Source organism: Streptomyces sp. CB09001 (genome assembly GCF_003369795.1).
Taxonomy (GTDB): domain Bacteria; phylum Actinomycetota; class Actinomycetes; order Streptomycetales; family Streptomycetaceae; genus Streptomyces.
The window spans coordinates 3,535,693-3,552,898 of the sequence record NZ_CP026730.1; the positions used below are offsets into that span (position 1 = coordinate 3,535,693).

Annotated in this window: 17 protein-coding genes and 1 pseudogene; 10 read left to right on the plus strand and 8 right to left on the minus strand. The window is 68.2% G+C overall.

Going from position 1 to position 17,206, the window contains the following annotated elements:
• Positions 1-259: 259 nt before the first annotated feature.
• The 7 genes from fhaA to C4J65_RS36090 all read left to right on the plus strand — a co-directional run bounded on the left by fhaA (position 260) and on the right by C4J65_RS36090 (position 9,141).
• Positions 260-1,132, plus strand: coding sequence for an antibiotic biosynthesis regulator FhaA (gene fhaA / locus C4J65_RS16265; RefSeq protein ID WP_115743060.1), 873 nt, complete (start codon positions 260-262; stop codon positions 1,130-1,132).
• A 10-nt stretch (positions 1,133-1,142) separates the two neighbouring features.
• Positions 1,143-1,661, plus strand: coding sequence for an antibiotic biosynthesis regulator FhaB (gene fhaB / locus C4J65_RS16270; RefSeq protein WP_003975090.1), 519 nt, complete (start codon positions 1,143-1,145; stop codon positions 1,659-1,661).
• Positions 1,662-1,802: 141 nt separating this feature from the next.
• Positions 1,803-3,350, plus strand: coding sequence for a Stp1/IreP family PP2C-type Ser/Thr phosphatase (locus C4J65_RS16275; RefSeq protein ID WP_115746481.1), 1,548 nt, complete (start codon positions 1,803-1,805; stop codon positions 3,348-3,350).
• Between the two features lie 27 nt (positions 3,351-3,377).
• Positions 3,378-4,814: an FtsW/RodA/SpoVE family cell cycle protein gene (locus C4J65_RS16280; protein ID WP_115743061.1), complete on the plus strand. Its 1,437-nt coding sequence runs from the start codon at positions 3,378-3,380 to the stop codon at positions 4,812-4,814.
• The gene (locus tag C4J65_RS16285) at positions 4,811-6,283 is read left to right on the plus strand and encodes a penicillin-binding transpeptidase domain-containing protein (protein ID WP_115743062.1); all 1,473 of its coding nucleotides are present in this window, start codon (positions 4,811-4,813) and stop codon (positions 6,281-6,283) included. Before C4J65_RS16280 ends, C4J65_RS16285 begins: the two co-directional genes overlap by 4 nt.
• A 190-nt stretch (positions 6,284-6,473) precedes the next feature.
• Entirely contained in the window at positions 6,474-8,471 is a 1,998-nt protein-coding gene (gene pknB / locus C4J65_RS16295) for a Stk1 family PASTA domain-containing Ser/Thr kinase (protein ID WP_115743063.1), read from the plus strand.
• 121 nt (positions 8,472-8,592) lie between these two features.
• Entirely contained in the window at positions 8,593-9,141 is a 549-nt protein-coding gene (locus tag C4J65_RS36090) for a hypothetical protein (RefSeq protein ID WP_162833203.1), read from the plus strand.
• 139 nt (positions 9,142-9,280) lie between these two features.
• Here C4J65_RS36090 and C4J65_RS36670 read toward each other — a convergent pair.
• Positions 9,281-9,582, minus strand: a pseudogene (locus C4J65_RS36670) (transposase); the annotation flags it as partial.
• Between the two features lie 191 nt (positions 9,583-9,773).
• Between C4J65_RS36670 and C4J65_RS16305 the strand changes: the two are divergent.
• Both C4J65_RS16305 and C4J65_RS16310 read left to right on the plus strand, forming a co-directional pair.
• Positions 9,774-10,100: a hypothetical protein gene (locus C4J65_RS16305; protein ID WP_240330440.1), complete on the plus strand. Its 327-nt coding sequence runs from the start codon at positions 9,774-9,776 to the stop codon at positions 10,098-10,100.
• Positions 10,101-10,141: 41 nt separating this feature from the next.
• Positions 10,142-11,191: a restriction endonuclease gene (locus tag C4J65_RS16310; RefSeq protein WP_115743064.1), complete on the plus strand. Its 1,050-nt coding sequence runs from the start codon at positions 10,142-10,144 to the stop codon at positions 11,189-11,191.
• A 94-nt stretch (positions 11,192-11,285) separates the two neighbouring features.
• Here the strand turns inward: C4J65_RS16310 and C4J65_RS16315 are convergent, their stop codons facing one another.
• Genes C4J65_RS16315 through C4J65_RS16335 form a run of 5 tightly spaced genes read right to left on the minus strand, consistent with a single transcriptional unit; the run spans position 11,286 to position 14,755 of the window.
• Entirely contained in the window at positions 11,286-12,047 is a 762-nt protein-coding gene (locus tag C4J65_RS16315; protein ID WP_115743065.1) for a class E sortase, read from the minus strand.
• 13 nt (positions 12,048-12,060) lie between these two features.
• Positions 12,061-13,101: a class E sortase gene (locus C4J65_RS16320; RefSeq protein ID WP_115743066.1), complete on the minus strand. Its 1,041-nt coding sequence runs from the start codon at positions 13,099-13,101 to the stop codon at positions 12,061-12,063.
• Complete coding sequence (locus tag C4J65_RS16325; protein ID WP_115743067.1) at positions 13,098-13,736, minus strand: aminodeoxychorismate/anthranilate synthase component II; 639 nt, start codon at positions 13,734-13,736, stop codon at positions 13,098-13,100. Before C4J65_RS16325 ends, C4J65_RS16320 begins: the two co-directional genes overlap by 4 nt.
• The gene (locus tag C4J65_RS16330; protein ID WP_162832944.1) at positions 13,733-13,930 is read right to left on the minus strand and encodes a hypothetical protein; all 198 of its coding nucleotides are present in this window, start codon (positions 13,928-13,930) and stop codon (positions 13,733-13,735) included. Before C4J65_RS16330 ends, C4J65_RS16325 begins: the two co-directional genes overlap by 4 nt.
• 45 nt (positions 13,931-13,975) lie before the next feature.
• Positions 13,976-14,755 carry a DUF881 domain-containing protein gene (locus C4J65_RS16335; protein WP_162833204.1) on the minus strand — a complete coding sequence of 260 codons (780 nt, stop codon included), beginning with the start codon at positions 14,753-14,755 and terminating at the stop codon, positions 13,976-13,978.
• Between the two features lie 150 nt (positions 14,756-14,905).
• Here C4J65_RS16335 and crgA point away from each other — a divergent pair, with 150 nt between their 5' ends.
• Complete coding sequence (gene crgA, locus C4J65_RS16340; RefSeq protein ID WP_115743070.1) at positions 14,906-15,160, plus strand: cell division protein CrgA; 255 nt, start codon at positions 14,906-14,908, stop codon at positions 15,158-15,160.
• A 266-nt stretch (positions 15,161-15,426) separates the two neighbouring features.
• Here crgA and C4J65_RS16345 read toward each other — a convergent pair whose 3' ends face one another.
• Positions 15,427-16,320, minus strand: a complete 894-nt coding sequence (locus tag C4J65_RS16345) for a rhomboid family intramembrane serine protease (protein ID WP_115743071.1) — start codon at positions 16,318-16,320, stop codon at positions 15,427-15,429.
• Positions 16,321-16,424: 104 nt separating this feature from the next.
• Positions 16,425-16,958, minus strand: a complete 534-nt coding sequence (locus tag C4J65_RS16350) for a peptidylprolyl isomerase (protein ID WP_115743072.1) — start codon at positions 16,956-16,958, stop codon at positions 16,425-16,427.
• Positions 16,959-17,206: the final 248 nt, after the last annotated feature.

Below are 17,206 nucleotides of genomic sequence, written 5' to 3' on the forward strand. Positions count from 1 at the left end.
CGGGAGCGCATCCCGAAGGTCCGCGGGAGTTCGAAGGGGAGCTCCGGCGGGAACTCCGTCAGGCGTCGACACCCGTCGACCGGGCCGACAGGGGGAACCAGCCGATCGACCGGCGCGTGGATACGATCAGTAAGCAGTACCAGGTGGGCAGTGCACGGACGCAGGGCACTGCGCGAGGCAGCACGGCGCAACGCAGCACGACGCAAGGCAGCAGCACGCAAGGCAGTCGACAGGACGGCAGCGACGGAGGAGGTGCCCCATGGGAGTCCTGAAGAAGTTCGAGCAGCGTCTCGAAGGTCTGGTCAACGGCACCTTCGCGAAGGTGTTCAAGTCCGAGGTGCAGCCCGTGGAGATCGCGGGAGCGCTCCAGCGCGAATGCGACAACAACGCGACCATCTGGAACCGCGACCGCACCGTCGTGCCCAACGACTTCATCGTGGAACTGAGCACGCCCGACTTCGAGCGCCTCAGCCCCTACTCCGGACAGCTCGGCGACGAGCTGGCCGGCATGGTCCGCGACTACGCCAAGCAGCAGCGCTACACCTTCATGGGACCGATCAAGGTCCACCTGGAGAAGGCGGACGACCTCGACACCGGCCTGTACCGGGTGCGCAGCCGTACGCTCGCCTCCTCCACCAGCCACCAGGGCGGCCCGGGCCCCGCCGCACCCCCGGCACCGCCCGCGCGGCCCGCCGCACCGGGCGGTGGTTACGGCTACCCGCCGGCCGCCGCCCCCGCGGGCGCCCCGCCCATGCCGTCCGCGCCGCCACCCGGCGGCCGCCCCGGCGGCTACGGCTACCCGCAGCCCGCCGGCGGCCAGCAGCCCCCGGCCGCACCCGCACCCGGCGGACGCACCCGCCACTGGATCGAGATCAACGGCACCCGCCACCAGATCTCCCGCGCGACGCTCGTGCTCGGACGCAGCACCGAGGCCGACGTGCGGATCGACGACCCCGGCGTCTCCCGCCGGCACTGCGAGATCCGGACCGGAACGCCCTCGACGATCCAGGATCTCGGGTCCACCAACGGCATCGTGGTGGACGGGCAGCACACCACCCGCGCTACGCTCCGCGACGGCTCGCGGATCGTCGTGGGCAGCACCACCGTTATCTACAGGCAAGCCGAAGGGTGATCCGGGGGCAATGTCAGAGCTGACCCTCACGGTCATGCGGCTGGGTTTTCTCGCCGTACTGTGGCTGTTCGTGATCGTGGCCGTGCAGGTCATCCGCAGCGACCTCTTCGGTACGCGGGTCACCCAGCGCGGCGCGCGGCGCGACGCCGCCCGACCGCAGCAGACCGCCACGCGCCAGGGCCAGGCGCCTCCACCGCAGCGCCAGCAGTCCGGCGGTGGCCGCGGCCGCCGGGGCGCGCCCACCAAGCTGGTCGTGACGGAGGGCACCCTCACCGGCACCACCGTCGCCCTCCAGGGCCAGACCATCACGCTCGGCCGGGCACACGACTCGACGATCGTGCTGGACGACGACTACGCCTCCAGCCGCCATGCCAGGATCTACCCGGACCAGAACGGCCAGTGGATCGTCGAGGACCTGGGCTCCACCAACGGCACCTACCTGGACCGGGCCCGGCTGACGACCCCCACACCGATTGGCCCCGGGGCGCCGATCCGCATCGGCAAGACCGTCATCGAGCTGCGGAAGTAGTGCTACACCAATGAATGAGCGCGAGCGGAGCGAGCACGCAGCGGCGGCCGGCACCCCGGGCCCCGGCGCGCTCCCGACCGGAGGGTGGGCAGTGTGGCTCGACACGACCGGCTGCAGTCGGAGCCGACGGGCGAGGTGCGCATGAGTCTGTCACTGCGCTTCGCCGCCGGTTCCCACAAGGGCATGATCCGGGAGGGCAACGAGGACTCCGGCTACGCCGGTCCCCGCCTGCTCGCCATCGCCGACGGCATGGGCGGCCAGGCCGCCGGTGAGGTCGCCTCCTCCGAGGTGATCTCCACCATCGTCGCCCTCGACGACGACGTGCCCGGCTCCGACGTCCTCACCTCCCTCGGCGCCGCCGTCCAGCGCGCCAACGACCAGCTGCGGCAGATGGTCGAGGAGGACCCCGCCCTGGAGGGCATGGGCACCACGCTCACCGCCCTGCTGTGGACCGGCCAGCGCCTGGGCATGGTCCACGTCGGCGACTCCCGCGCCTACCTGCTGCGCGACGGCGTCCTCACCCAGATCACCCAGGACCACACCTGGGTGCAGCGCCTCGTCGACGAGGGACGGATCACCGAGGAGGAGGCGGGCACCCACCCGCAGCGCTCCCTGCTGATGCGCGCCCTCGGCAGCGGCGACCACGTCGAGCCCGACCTGTCCATCCGCGAGGTGCGGGCCGGCGACCGCTACCTGATCTGCTCCGACGGACTCTCCGGCGTCGTCTCCCACCAAACGATGGAGGACACCCTCGCCAGCTACCAGGGCCCCCAGGAGACCGTCCAGGAGCTGATCCAGCTCGCCCTGCGCGGCGGCGGCCCCGACAACATCACCGTCATCGTCGCCGACGTCCTCGACCTCGACACCGGCGACACCCTCGCCGCACAGCTCTCCGACACCCCCGTGGTCGTCGGCGCCGTCGCCGAGAACCAGGCCCAGATGGGCGACAACGGCATCATGCAGACCCCGGCCGGCCGCGCCGCGGGCCTCGGCCGGCCCGGCGGACAGCGCGGCGGGGGCGGCGAGTTCGGCCCGCCCGGCAGCGGCGACGTCACCGGCTTCATCCCCACCGGCGGCTTCGACGACTACGGCCCCGACGACTTCGTCAAGCCCCGCAAGAACCGCAAGTGGCTCAAGCGGTCCCTCTACACCGCCCTCGCCCTCGCCGTCATCGGCGGCGGCACCTACGGCGGCTGGCGCTGGACCCAGACCCAGTACTACGTCGGCACCAAGGACGACCACCTCGCGCTGTACCGCGGCATCAGCCAGGACCTCGCCTGGGTCTCGCTCTCGAAGGTCCAGAAGGACCACCCCGAGATCGAACTCAAGTACCTGCCGCCCTACCAGCAGAAACTGGTCGAGGCCACCATCCCCGAGGGCGACCTCAACGACGCCCGGGCCAAGATCGAGGAACTGGCGGTCCAGGCCTCCGCCTGCAAGAAGCAGGCCGACCGGCGCACCGCGGAGACCGAGAAGAACGCGAAGACGGGCGAGGGCGAGGCCGGAGGCACCACGGGAACCACTCCCGCCTCCTTCACGTCCAAGGCCTCACCCAGCCCGAACCCGTCGGGCTCGCCCGAGGCACCCGAACCGTCCGAGTCCCCGTCCACGACCGCACCCACTCCAGGCTCAGGACCGACCCTCTCGGAGGAAGAGCAGAAGGTCGTCTCGCTGTGCGGTAAGCAGTAGGCAAGCCGTGAGAGGCCCTTTCACACGATGAGCAGTACTACCAACCCGTCGACGCACCACACGTCCACGATCGGCGCCATCGGCGCCCCGAGCCGGCGCAACACCGAGCTGGCTCTGCTCGTGTTCGCCGTCCTCATCCCGGTCTTCGCCTACGCCAACGTGGGCCTCGCCATCAACGACGAGGTGCCCGCGGGCCTGCTGAGCTACGGCTTCGGCCTCGGCCTGCTGGCCGGCGTCGGCCACCTCGTCGTGCGCAAGTTCGCCCCGTACGCGGACCCGCTGCTGCTGCCGCTGGCCACCCTGCTCAACGGCCTCGGACTCGTCGCCATCTGGCGCCTGGACCAGTCCGAACTGCTCCAGAGCATCCACCAGGCCGGCAACGCCGCACCCCGCCAGCTGATCTACACCGCGATGGGCATCGCCCTGTTCGTCGCCGTGCTCGTCTTCCTCAAGGACCACCGCGTCCTGCAGCGCTACACCTACATCTCCATGGTCGGCGCCTTGTTCCTGCTGCTGCTCCCCCTGGTGCCGGGCCTCGGCAAGAACATCTACGGCGCCAAGATCTGGATCCAGGTCGGCTCCTTCTCCATCCAGCCCGGCGAGTTCGCCAAGATCGTCCTCGCGATCTTCTTCGCCGGCTACCTGATGGTGAAGCGCGACGCGCTCGCCCTGGCCAGCCGCCGCTTCATGGGCCTCTACCTGCCACGCGGCCGCGACCTCGGCCCGATCCTGGTCGTCTGGATCGTCTCGATCCTGATCCTCGTCTTCGAGACCGACCTCGGCACCTCGCTGCTGTTCTTCGGCATGTTCGTGATCATGCTGTACGTCGCCACCGAGCGGACCAGCTGGATCGTCTTCGGCATGCTGATGTCCGCCGTCGGCGCCGTCGGTGTGGCCACCTTCGAACCGCACATCCAACAGCGCGTCGACGCCTGGCTCGACCCGATGCGGGAGTTCATGCTCTCCCGCGCCAACCAGGTCGGCCACTCCGAGCAGGCCATGCAGGCCCTGTGGGCCTTCGGCTCCGGCGGCACCCTCGGCACCGGCTGGGGCCAGGGCCACTCCGAGCTGATCCGCTTCGCCGCCAACTCCGACTTCATCCTCGCCACCTTCGGCGAGGAACTCGGCCTCGCCGGCCTCATGGCCCTGCTCCTGCTCTACGCCTTGATCGTGGAACGCGGCGTGCGCACCGCCCTCGCCGCCCGCGACCCCTTCGGCAAGCTCCTCGCCATCGGCCTCTCCGGCGCCTTCGCCCTCCAGGTCTTCGTCGTCGCTGGCGGTGTCATGGGCCTCATCCCGCTCACCGGCATGACGATGCCCTTCCTGGCCTACGGCGGTTCCTCCGTCATCGCCAACTGGGCGTTGATCGGCATCCTGCTGCGCATCAGCGACACCGCGCGCAGACCGGCACCCGCCGCGCCCGCCAGCCCCGACGCCGAGATGACCCAGGTGGTCCGACCGTGAACAAGCCACTGCGCCGAATCGCGATCTTCTGCGGCCTCCTCGTCCTCACCCTGCTCATCCGGGACAACTGGCTCCAGTACGTCCAGGCCGACGAGCTCAAGGAGGACGAGCACAACCGCCGGGTCGCCATCGAGCGGTACGCCAGCCCCCGCGGCGACATCATCGTCGACGGCAAGGCCATCACCTCACACGCCACCACCGAGGGCGACTTCAAGTACAAGCGCACCTACAAGGACGGCGCCATGTGGGCGCCCGTCACCGGTTACGTCTCGCAGGCCTTCGGCGCCACCCAGCTCGAGGCCATCGACGACGGCATCCTCACCGGCAACGACGACCGGCTCTTCTTCCGCAACACCCTCGACATGATCACGGGCAGGAAGCGCGAGGGCGGCAACGTCGTCACCACCCTCAACAGCGCCGCCCAGAAGGCCGCCTACGACGGTCTGAAGAAGCAGGGCGCCAAGGGCGCCGTCGTCGCCATCGAGCCGTCCACCGGCAAGATCCTCTCGATGGCCTCCTACCCGTCGTACGACCCCACCGTCATCGCCGGCAGCAACGACGCGGCCGGCGAGGCCTGGAACAAGCTCCAGAAGAAGAACAACCCCGACGACCCGATGCTCAACCGCGCGCTGCGCGAGGTCTACCCGCCCGGATCCACCTTCAAGGTGGTCACCGCGGCGGCGGCCCTGGAGCACGGGAAGTACGACTCGGCCGACGAGAAGACCGACTCCCCGCTGCCCTGGACGATGCCCGGCACCAGCACCGAGCTGAAGAACGAGGGCAACATCCCCTGCGAGGACGCCACCCTCCGCGAGGCCCTGCGCGTCTCCTGCAACACCGTCTTCGGCAAGCTCGGCTACGACCTCGGCAACGACAAGATGCTGGAGACGGCCAAGAAGTTCGGCTTCACCGACGAGCAGTTCGTCCCGGTCCGCTCCAGCGCCTCGGTCTTCTCCGAGGGCATGAACGACTCCCAGGTCGCGCTCTCCTCCATCGGCCAGTTCAACACCGCGGCCACCCCGCTGCAGATGGCCATGGTCACCTCGGCCATCGCCAACAACGGCACCCTGATGAAGCCGTACATGGTGGACGCGCTCCAGGCGCCCAACCTCGACACCATCGAGAAGACGGACCCCGAGGAGATGAGCAAGCCGCTGTCCGCGGACAACGCCCAGATCCTCCAGTCCATGATGGAGACCGTCGTCGACGAGGGCACGGGAACCAACGCCAAGATCGACGGCGTCAAGGTGGGCGGCAAGACCGGTACCGCACAGCACGGCGAGAACAACAGCGAGAACCCCTACGCCTGGTTCATCTCGTACGCCAAGGCCGACGACGGCAGCTCACCCGTCGCCGTCGCCGTGGTGATCGAGGACGAGAACGCCGTGCGCGACGACATCTCCGGCGGCGGCCTCGCGGCACCGATCGCGAAGAACGTCATGGAGGCCGTCATCGACAGCAAGAAGTGACCGCGCCATGAAGGGGGCGTGACTCCCGTCACGTCCCCTTCACATCGGCGCACGTTGCGATACCGGTCCTGTATCGGCTGCCCGGCTCGGCCAAAGGGCCAGGAGCGAGCCGGGTACGGTAGGCCGGACGGCAGCCTCCGACCGTACAAGCATGCCGGTCGGGACCGACGGAGAGGGCTGGTAGGTAACCATGGAAGAGCCGCGTCGCCTCGGCGGCCGGTACGAGCTGGGCCCTGTGCTCGGCCGTGGTGGCATGGCGGAGGTTTACCACGCTCATGACACCCGGCTCGGACGCCAGGTGGCGGTGAAGACACTCCGCGCGGACCTCGCGCGCGACCCGTCCTTCCAGGCCCGCTTCCGCCGGGAGGCCCAGTCGGCCGCCTCGCTCAACCACCCCGCGATCGTGGCGGTCTACGACACGGGCGAGGACTACATCGACAACGTGTCGATCCCGTACATCGTCATGGAGTACGTCGACGGCTCCACGCTCCGTGAGCTGCTCCACTCCGGCCGCAAGCTGCTGCCGGAGCGGACGCTGGAGATGACCATCGGCATCCTCCAGGCGCTGGAGTACTCGCACCGGGCCGGCATCGTCCACCGCGACATCAAGCCGGCCAACGTCATGCTCACGCGCAACGGCCAGGTCAAGGTCATGGACTTCGGCATCGCCCGCGCCATGGGCGACTCCGGCATGACGATGACCCAGACCGCGGCCGTGATCGGCACCGCCCAGTACCTCTCCCCGGAGCAGGCCAAGGGCGAGCAGGTCGACGCCCGCTCCGACCTGTACTCCACAGGCTGCCTGCTCTACGAGCTGCTCACCGTGCGCCCGCCGTTCGTCGGCGACTCCCCGGTGGCCGTCGCCTACCAGCACGTGCGCGAGGAACCGCAGGCGCCGAGCGTCTTCGACCCCGAGATCACGCCCGAGATGGACGCGATCGTGCTGAAGGCCCTGACCAAGGACCCCGACTACCGCTACCAGTCGGCCGACGAGATGCGCGCCGACATCGAGGCCTGCCTCGACGGCCAGCCCGTCGCCGCCACCGCCGCACTGGGCGCCATGGCCGCCGGCGGCTACGGCGCCTACCCCGACGACCAGCCGACCACCGCCCTGCGCTCGGACGGAGGCGGCGGCGCCACGACCATGCTGCCGCCCATGAACCCGGACGACGGCGGCTACGGCTACGACGAGCGCCCCGACCGGCGCCGCCAGCAGCCCCGCAAGAAGAACACCTCCACGATCTTCCTGGTGCTGGCCGGCATCCTCGTCCTCGTCGGCGCCATCCTGATCGGCAAGTACGCCTTCAGCGGGGACGGCGGACCGAGCAACGACAAGGTCCCGGTGCCCGCCTTCGTCGGCCTGAGCAAGGCCGACGCCCAGCAGCAGGCCGACAACATCGACCTGGTGCTGACGTTCAAGCAGCAGGAGTGCGAGGACCAGCCCAAGGGCAACATCTGCGCCCAGGACCCCAAGCAGGGCACCGACGTCGAGAAGAAGTCCACCGTCAACCTGGTGGTCTCGACCGGCGCACCCAAGGTCGAGGTCCCCGACGTCGAGGGGCTCACCTTCAGCGAGGCCGAAGCCGCCCTCAAGGAAAAGGGCTTCGAGGTCGAGAAGCAGTCGGAGGAGTCCACCCAGACCCCGGACACCGTGCTCACGCAGGACCCCAAGAGCGGTGCGTCACAGGAGAAGGGCTCCACCGTCACTCTCACCGTCGCCAAGGAGACGGCACAGGTGACCGTGCCCGACCTGAGCGGCATGGCGCCCGAGGACGCCAGGAAGCGGCTGGAGGAGCAGGGGCTCGTGCTCGGCACACAGGAGCAGGTCGAGTCCACCGCGCAGGCCGAAGGAACCATCTTCGAGCAGACCCCCAACGGCGGGAAGGACGTCGACCGCGGCAGCACGGTCAACGTGAAGATCGCCAAGGCCCCGGCCAATGAGAAGATCCCGATGCCGAAGGTCACTCAGATGACCGTTGCCCAAGCCAAGCAGGTCCTCGCTCAGAACGGCCTTCAGCTCGAGAAAGTCGAAGGCGGCGGTGACGACAACGCCGTAGTGGTGGCCAGCAACCCGGTGGAGGGCCAGGAGGTCAAGAAGGGCGACAAGGTCATCCTCTTTGCCCCCGCCCAGCAGGGTGGCAACAATGGCGGGGGCACCATCGCTGGCCTCCCCGGATTCGGCAACTGACACCATCTCCCACACTGCCCAGAGCCCCGGACCTCAGCGGAGGGACCGGGGCTCTACAGCGCGTAGAGGCAGCGTCACGTGACGGTCATCAATCCAGCTGTATTTTTGCTATTTTGTCACATTGCAGGGACATGCCAAGCCGGGTAACGTCTCTTTGCGCAAGATCAACTCCCGTCTGAGACATCTTGGAGATGACCTCATGCGCAAAACACTGTCCACCCTTTTCGCGGTATTTGCCATGCTCGCTAGTGGTATCGCCTTCGCACCCAACGCCAGCGCAGCGGCATCCGCCTATGGGTGTAGCGGAAATCTGGTCGGCACTTACGACGTAAGAACCGGCGGTGGCACCAAGTACGGCGTCATCAACGTCTACTACAGCTCCGCAAACGGCGGCACCAACTGCGCCGCCGTCGTCGATACTTACTGGGGTACCGGCACGACCAAGAACATGATCGCCAGCATCTGGAAGTGCAAGGCCGGAACCGTACCAGGCGGCGGCACCTGCAGCATCGACACGCAAGACAACGACAACGGCTACTACTCCTGGTACGCCGGACCCGTCACCGTCACGGGTACGGCTTCTCGCTGCATCTCCGTCTGGGGCACGATCTGGAGCCCCTCCAACTCAACGGACGCCAACGGCCGTGGGGTAGCAGTCCACTGCGGCTAGCCTCGATCTTTCGTGAGGGTCCGCTGACGGAGTCGGCGGACCCTTTCGTCTCCCGAGCTGATGGTCGGCAGACCGGTAGCGCGGCTGTCGCGCCGGGTGGGCGTCGGATTCCGCTGCCCGGGACAGTTGACGGTGCTGGTCAGCCAGGGTTTGGCAGGAGCCCGAGTCGTTCGAGTGCGGTACTGATCTCGCCGGTCAAGGGCCAATGCTTGTTGAGGCAGAGGATCTTGCGGCGGCTGGTGGTGACGAGTTGGGCGGCCGCGGAGGGCTGGCGGAATTGCCGCAGCGGGGTTCCCGGAGCCGGGTAGTGCCGGTGAGAGCGAGCATGGGCAGCCAGGCCGGCAGGTCGGAGCGATCTGGACGATCTCAAGCCAGGCCCTGTTCTGAGCTGCCTGGTGCAGGGGCAGGTTGTGCAGGCCGGTGCCGTGCGGCTCGGATCCGGTGGACGTGCCTTCATATGTCAGAACTCGTTAAGTCCGGTTGACCACGTCATCCCAAAAGGGAAAGCCGGGCAATGATCAACGAGACGGCTCTACTGGAATCGCGCACCCTGCGCAGCGGCACGGCATCCTCGAACGCACGGACGTACTCGACCGCATAAAGGCCTGTCCCTCCTGCCGAACGGCATACACGTGACTACGGTGATGGTGGCGACGTACTTCCAAGTCACCGCCGAAGCCGTCCGACAGCTGACCACGCGCCATCGTGAGGAACTCGAAGTCAACGGAATGACCGTGCTCCGAGGCGCCGACCTGAGGGAATTCGAGAGTAACAACATGTCACTCTCGCTGGCCAGTTATCCACAGGCCCGCCGAAGCCTCACCATCTACTCCAGGCTAGCCGTACTCACCAGCGCTCTGCTCCTGCGCGACAGCGACATCGCCCGCCGGTTGCGCCCCCTGCTCGACACCCAGGGCGACCGCGAACCGATCGTGTCTTCGTATGTCATGACTCGTTAACCCAGGGTGACCACACAACTCCCTCTTTAGGGGCAACGATCATGATCAGCGAGACCGTCCTGCTCGAATCACCGGCCCTACGCAGCAGCGTGCGCGACCGCACGGACGTACTCGACCGCGTCAAAGCACTGTCCTTGCTGCCGGACGGCATGCACGTAACGACGGCAATGGTAGCGACGTACTTCTGCGTCACCACTGACGCCATCCGTCAGCTCAAGGCACGGCACCGTGAGGAACTGTCGAGCAGCGGGCTGCGCACTCTCCAAGGCCCTGCGCTCGCTCAATTCAAGCGTGACGTCCTGTCACGCTATCCGGGAGGTCATCCACAGCCCCGGTCAAGCCTCACCCTCTACTCCCGTCGTTCCGTCCTCAACGTCGCCATGCTTCTCCGGGACAGCGAAGTCGCACGTCAGGTGCGCACCTACCTCCTGGACACGGAGTACCTGGCCCGCAGGCAGCCTGTGGAAAACCCGGCCCCTGCAGACACCTCCGCCCTCGACGCCCGCATCGACCAGCGCATCACCCACATTCTCGGCCGGACGGTCGTACCGATGTTCAATGCCTTGATCGAAACGTCCAGCGATCACCAACGAGAGCTCATCGCTCTCCGGACGGGAGTCCAGCGCATCGAGAAGCGGCTCCGGCAACACAACGCCCGGCTGCAACGGCTGGAAGGCCCGCGGGAAGACCGTCCACTCGCCGGGGTCATGGCCTCCATGGACGCCATGAACGGCCGCGAGTTCGAGGAGCATGTGGCCCTACTGCTCCGCCGTGACGGATGCACCGACGTTCTCGTGCGCGGTGGCAGCAGGGACCGAGGTATCGACATCACTGCGCTCACCGCCGACGGGCGAACGCTCGTCGTCCAGTGCAAGAGGTTCGCGCCGCACCTCAGCATCACCAGTCCCGAGATCCAGAAGTTCATCGGGGCCGCCAAGGTCCTGCACAGCTCCGAGCTCGCCCTGTTCGTCGCGACTTGCCCATTCACACGTGACGCCCAGAACCTCGCCGTCGAGAGCGGCATCACCGCCGTGCACCGCGGACTCCTGGAAGAGTGGAGCGCCGGTGCACCACTGAACGTCTTGCAATAGGCGAACGGAGAGGCCCGAAGCCGCAAGAGCAAGTTGCGGCTTCGGGCCTCCATCATTCTAAGGCGACTGAGGTCCCTGAAGGACCTCAGCCACCTCACCGCAGCTCCTCCGGCGGCGTCCGGTCGCCGTCGACCTTCTCCGTGCGGACCAGCTCGCCCCAGACCACGTACCGGTAGCGGCTCGTGTAGACCGGGGTGCAGGTCGTCAGGGTGATGTAGTGGCCGGCCTTCTTCTTGCCGGACTCCTTGGGGATGCCGCCGAGCACCTCGACGTTGTACTTCGAGGTCTCGGGCAGGACGGCGTACGTCTTGTACACGAACCAGGTGTCCTTCGTCTCGAAGACGATCGGGTCACCCTTCTCGATCTTGTCGATGTTGTGGAACTTGGCGCCGTGCCCGTCGCGGTGGGCGGCGAGCGAGAAGTTGCCCTTCTTGTCCGAGGTGGGCAGCGTCGCCTTCACCGGGTCGGTGTAGTAGCCGGCCACGCCGTCGTTGAGGATCTTCATCGACGTGCCCTTCTCCACCAGGACGTCGCCCTCGCCCATCGCCGGGACGTGCAGGAAGCCGATGCCCGCCTTGGTGTCCAGCGCCCCGGGACCGTCCGGGCCGTTCCCGCCCACCCGGTCCTGGGCCCAGTTGTCACGGACCTTCTCGGCCTGTTTGTCCGCCGCGCGGTCGGCGACCACGTTCGTCCACCACAGCGAGTACACGACGAACAGGCCCATCACCAGGCCCGCGGTGATGAGCAGTTCACCCAGGACGCTGACCGCCTGCGCGACGATCCGGCCGGGACGACGCCGCCCGCGACCGCCCGCCTCGGCCTGCTCCTGGTGCTCCGTGTCGGTGGTCGCTGCCACTGGTCATCCGCCCTTAACTGACGAGCGCATCCGGCTTGCCCTTGCTGCGCGGCCGTTCCTCGACCATCTTGCCCCACACGATCATGCGGTACTTGCTCGTGAACTCCGGCGTACAGGTGGTGAGGGTGATGTAGCGGCCGGGTCCCTTGAAGCCGGACTGCTTCGGGACCGGGTCCAGCACGCTCACGTTGCTCGGCGAGGTCACCGGCAGGATCGACGCCATCTTGTAGACGAAGTACTTGTCCTGCGTCTCCACGACGATCGGGTCGCCCGGCTCCAGCTTGTTGATGTACCGGAACGGCTCGCCGTGCGTGTTGCGATGCCCCGCGAGCCCGAAGTTGCCGGTCCTCGCGTCCGGCATCGCCGTCTTCAGCCCGTCCTCCGCGTAGTGCCCGACCATGCCCCGGTCCAGCACCTTCTTGCTGCTGATGCCCTCCGCGATCGGCACCACCACGTCCAGCTTGGGGATGTGCAGCAGCGCGAACCCCTGGCCCGGTTCGAACGACCCGGGACTGCGCTTGCCGTTCGCCCAGTCGTCCTGGAGGTTGCTCGCGGCCTGGTTCGCCTGCGCGTGCGCCCGCACGTTCGTCCACCACAACTGGTAGGTGACGAACAGCAGCATCAGCACACCGGTCGTGATGAAGATCTCACCGATCGCCCGGCTGGCGACCACCGCGGCCCCGGGCTTGCGCGCCCGGGCCTGCCGACGGGCCTCCACGCGCGACAGAGGCGCCTTCGGGGCCTGCTCGGCCTCTTCCTCCGGAGCCTGGCCCCTGGGCGCCCCACGGCGCCCGTGACGCCGTTTCGCGGCCTTCCTGCGGGCCGCGCGACCGCCACCCACGGGACCGTCCCCGTCAGAAGCGGCGACGGAGCCACTCCCGGCGGCCGTCCGGCGCACCGGGGGCTCCGGGACCCGCAGCGCCACCGTCTCGTCGTCGGGAAGCGGCGGCCGGTACTGCTCCCCGAACGCACCGGAATCCCCGTACGGCTGCCCGTACGAGGATCCCTGGTCACCGGCCGTGCCGGAGTCGCGCTCGGGGCGCAGCGCGGTCACGCCGTGGCCCTGCCCACCACCGGGGCGAGCCCCGCCGACCTCGCCACCGCGTCCTGGTCGCCGCACTCCACCAGCCAGTTGGCCAGCATCCGGTGCCCGTGCTCGGTCAGCACCGACTCCGGGTGGAACTGCACGCCCTCGACGAGCAGTTCCCGGTGGCGCAGGCCCATCACGATCCCGTCGGGCGTACGGGCCGTCACCTCCAGCTCGGCCGGCACCGTGGCCGGCTCCGCCGCCAGCGAGTGGTACCGCGTCGCCGTGAACGGCGAGGGCAGCCCCGCGAAGACGCCCCGGCCGGTGTGCTCCACCGGCGAGGTCTTGCCGTGCAGCAGCTCCGGCGCGCGGTCCACCACACCGCCGTACGCCACCTGCATCGACTGCATGCCCAGGCACACACCGAAGACCGGCACACCGGTGGCCGCGCAGTGCCGCACCATCTCGACGCACACCCCGGCCTGCTCCGGCGTGCCCGGGCCCGGCGACAGCAGCACGCCGTCGAAGCCGTCCTGGGCGTGCGCCGTCGACACCTCGTCGTTGCGCAGCACCTCGCACTCGGCGCCGAGTTGGTAGAGGTACTGGACGAGGTTGAAGACGAAGCTGTCGTAGTTGTCGACGACGAGGATGCGCGCGCTCACTGGTTGTCCACCGTCACATCGTTGAAGGGCAGCAGCGGTTCGGCCCACGGGAAGACGTACTGGAAGAGGACGTAGACCACGATCATCGCCAGCATGAGCGAGAGCAGCGCCTTCACCCACGCGTTCCCCGGCAGATGCCGCCAGATCCAGCCGTACATGCCGTCCCTTCCGTCGCACCACGACGCCAGACTCACGCCGTACCGCACCAGACTAGCGGCGCGCGGCCCCCGGGAACGGCCCTAATCCACAGGCTGGGCATAGTGCAGGTCGGCCGTGCCGGAGTAGCCCGGCAGGGTCACCCGGCCGTCGTCCTCGACCTTCCAGCCGAGCCCGTACACGTTGACGTACACCATGTAGTTCTGGATCGCCGGCGCCTTCGCCAGCGCCTTCTTCAGCCGCTCCGGGTCGCCGACCGCCTGGATCTTGTACGGCGGTGAGTAGACGCGGCCCTGGAGGATCAGCGTGTTGCCGACGCAGCGCACCGCGCTGGTGGAGATCAGCCGCTGGTCCATGACCTTGATGCCCTCGGCACCGCCCTGCCACAGCGCGTTCACCACGGCCTGGAGGTCCTGCTGGTGGATGACCAGGTAGTCGGGCTGCGGCTCCGGGTAGCCGGGGAGCTTCGCGGTGGCGTCCGGCGGGGCGTCGTCGAGCGTGACGGTGATCGCCTCGCCCTTCAGCTGCTGCGTACCCGCCTTCTCCTCCAGCGCCGCCAGCTTGTCGTCCTCCGACTTCGTACGGCCGTCGTCGCGCTCGGCGAGTGATTCGACGTCCTCGCGCAGGGTCCCGTTGGACTCCTCCAGGTCGCCGTTCTCCCGGCTGCGCTCATGGATGAGATCGGACAACTTGAGCAAAGAGGAGTCCGTCCGGATATTGGTGCCCTTCGCGGTATTGAAGCTGGTGAAGAAGATAAGTCCCGCGAGTGCGAAGACGGCCGCCGTGAGCACCCGCACGGGCCGGAAACGGCGCCGGCGGACAGGGCTGGATCCCGTCCCGGGGGAGTCGGCAGAATTGCTCAACGTACCCTTATCTCCTTCGGCGCCACGGAAGGACTACGCTAACGGACGCCCGGGGGAGCGCTCAGAGTCCCCTCGTCCCTTCCACGCCACACCCGAGACCGAGCCCCGTTCCCTGCGCGGCCACGCAGCGCATCGACAGGAGAGACCCTCGTGCCGAAGTCACGTATCCGCAAGAAGGCCGATTACACGCCGCCGCCCTCGAAGCAGGCGACCAGCATCAAGCTGACCAGCCGCGGCTGGGTGGCGCCGGTCATGCTGGCCATGTTCGTCCTCGGCCTGGCCTGGATCGTCCTCTTCTACGTCACCGACGGTTCCCTGCCGATCGACTCGCTGGGCAACTGGAACATCGTGGTGGGCTTCGGCTTCATCGCCGCGGGGTTCGGCGTCTCGACGCAGTGGAAGTAGCCCCGGCGGCGGCTCCGCGGTAGCTCTGCCCAGGGGTATTCGCGGAGTTATCCACAGGCATTGTCCACACGCTGGGGAAAAGAAAGACGATCTGTGGATAACCCGCCCGGCGTTGACGCCGGTGTGACGGAATTACCGGCTGTTCCAGCTTCCGAAAGCATGTTCGCCCCCTGCCTGACCTGCGATAACACTGGTCAGCGACAGGGGGCTCATGTGTTCCCGCACGCTATGCACAAGATCCGCCACCTACTGTGGACAACGGGCGCTCAGGTGAGCTGGGCCGACCTCAGCAGGGTCAGGCCGACGACGACCAGGAGGACCAGCGCACAGGTGCCGTACTGGACGAGCGTGCGCCGCTCACGGGGCGCGTGGAGCATGGCGTAGCCGATCACGGCACCCGCGACGAGGCCGCCGACGTGGGCCTGCCAGGAGATGTTGCTCCGGGTGAAGGTGAAGATGAGGCTGATCACCAGCAGGATGACGACCGGCCGCATGTCGGCGTTGAGCCGGCGCACGAGGGCGGCGGTGGCGCCGAAGAGGCCGAAGATCGCGCCGGAGGCGCCGAGGGTGGCGGTGGTGGGCGAGGCCAGCAGGTAGGCGAGCACGCTGCCGGCGAGGCCGGAGACGAGGTAGAGCGCGAGGTAGCGGGCTCTGCCGAGGGCGGCTTCCAGAGGGCCGCCGAGGAACCAGAGGCTGATCATGTTGAAGCCGATGTGCCAGATTTCCTCGTGGGTGAACATCGTGGTCACCAGCCGGTACCACTCGCCCTCCGCGACGCCCTCGGTCGGGACGAAGGGGGCGGGGGGCCAGCGTCCGATGAGCACCATGTCGCTGAGGAAGGACGACGGGAGCGCCTGGACGGCGATGAACACCGCCACGTTGATCCCGATCAGGATCTTGGTGACGAGGTGGGGGTCGGCAGCGACGGTGCCGCCCGCGAGGGTGCGGGGCCGGGAGGCACTCGGGGCCGGGCCGGTGGCTCCCGGTGTGCGGCCGGCGGCGCAGTCGGGGCAGTGGAAGCCGACGGATGCGTTGACCATGCAGTCCGGGCAGATGGGGCGCTCGCAGCGGGTGCAGCGGATGCCGGTCTCGCGGTCCGGGTGGCGATAGCAACCGGGCAGGCTCTGGGCATCCGGTCGGCCGGCGGCCGCGTGGTCCATGGCATCCCCTCGGTCGTCCCTGCGGGCGGTGTGTGCAGATGCACCGCCCCGCCCTTCTCTACGGATGAGCGGGGCGTTTGGTTCCTGCCCGGTGTGGCGGGGTGTCAGGCGTTCCGTGTCTCGACGACGACCGACTCGATGACGATGTCGGTGAGGGGCCGCTCGGTGCGGGGGTTGGTTCGGGCGGCGGCGATGGTGTCGACGACCTTCTGGCTGGGCGTGTCGGTCACTTCGCCGAAGATCGTGTGTTTGCGGTTGAGCCAGGTCGTCGGGGAGACGGTGATGAAGAACTGCGAGCCGTTGGTCCCGGGGCCGGCGTTGGCCATGGCCATCAGGTAGGGCTTGTCGAAGGCGAGGTCGGGGTGGAACTCGTCGGGGAACTGGTAGCCGGGGTCGCCGGTGCCGTTGCCCAGCGGATCGCCGCCCTGGATCATGAAGCCGCTGAGGACCCGGTGGAAGACGGTGCCGTCGTAGAGCCTGGCCATGGATGTCTCGCCGGTGGCGGGGTGGGTCCACTCCCGCTCGCCGCGGGCCAGCTCGACGAAGTTCTTGACGGTTCTGGGTGCGTGGTTCAGCAGCAGCCGGACCTCGATGTCACCTTGGCTGGTCTTCAGGGTGGCGTAGAGCTGCGCGGCCACGAGGTGCCTTCCGTCGTCCTGTTGTGCGCACCGATCCTCGCACGGCCGGGGGCGCGTTCGGTGCTCTTACCGCTGGGTCACGAGCGTGGGGCGCCGATCCGTGGCATGGTCGTGGACAGGCTCGTGTTGCCCGGTATTCATCGGTTATTGACGTTGATCGGCTCTTGTTCGCAACTTCATCACCACTTGCCCCAGAGGCCGCGGCGGCATCGTCCGTGACCCGGATGCCCGCCCTCGCATGCCTGGCG

Bases quoted from the DNA above. Each gene is read 5' to 3' on its own strand.
- fhaB (WP_003975090.1), top strand. From the start codon at position 1,143: ATGTCAGAGCTGACCCTCACGGTCATGCGGCTGGGTTTTCTCGCCGTA.
- fhaA (WP_115743060.1), top strand. From the start codon at position 260: ATGGGAGTCCTGAAGAAGTTCGAGCAGCGTCTCGAAGGTCTGGTCAAC.
- C4J65_RS16345 (WP_115743071.1), bottom strand. From the start codon at position 16,320: ATGGACCACGCGGCCGCCGGCCGACCGGATGCCCAGAGCCTGCCCGGT.
- C4J65_RS16275 (WP_115746481.1), top strand. From the start codon at position 1,803: ATGAGTCTGTCACTGCGCTTCGCCGCCGGTTCCCACAAGGGCATGATC.
- pknB (WP_115743063.1), top strand. From the start codon at position 6,474: ATGGAAGAGCCGCGTCGCCTCGGCGGCCGGTACGAGCTGGGCCCTGTG.
- C4J65_RS16280 (WP_115743061.1), top strand. From the start codon at position 3,378: ATGAGCAGTACTACCAACCCGTCGACGCACCACACGTCCACGATCGGC.
- C4J65_RS16310 (WP_115743064.1), top strand. From the start codon at position 10,142: ATGATCAGCGAGACCGTCCTGCTCGAATCACCGGCCCTACGCAGCAGC.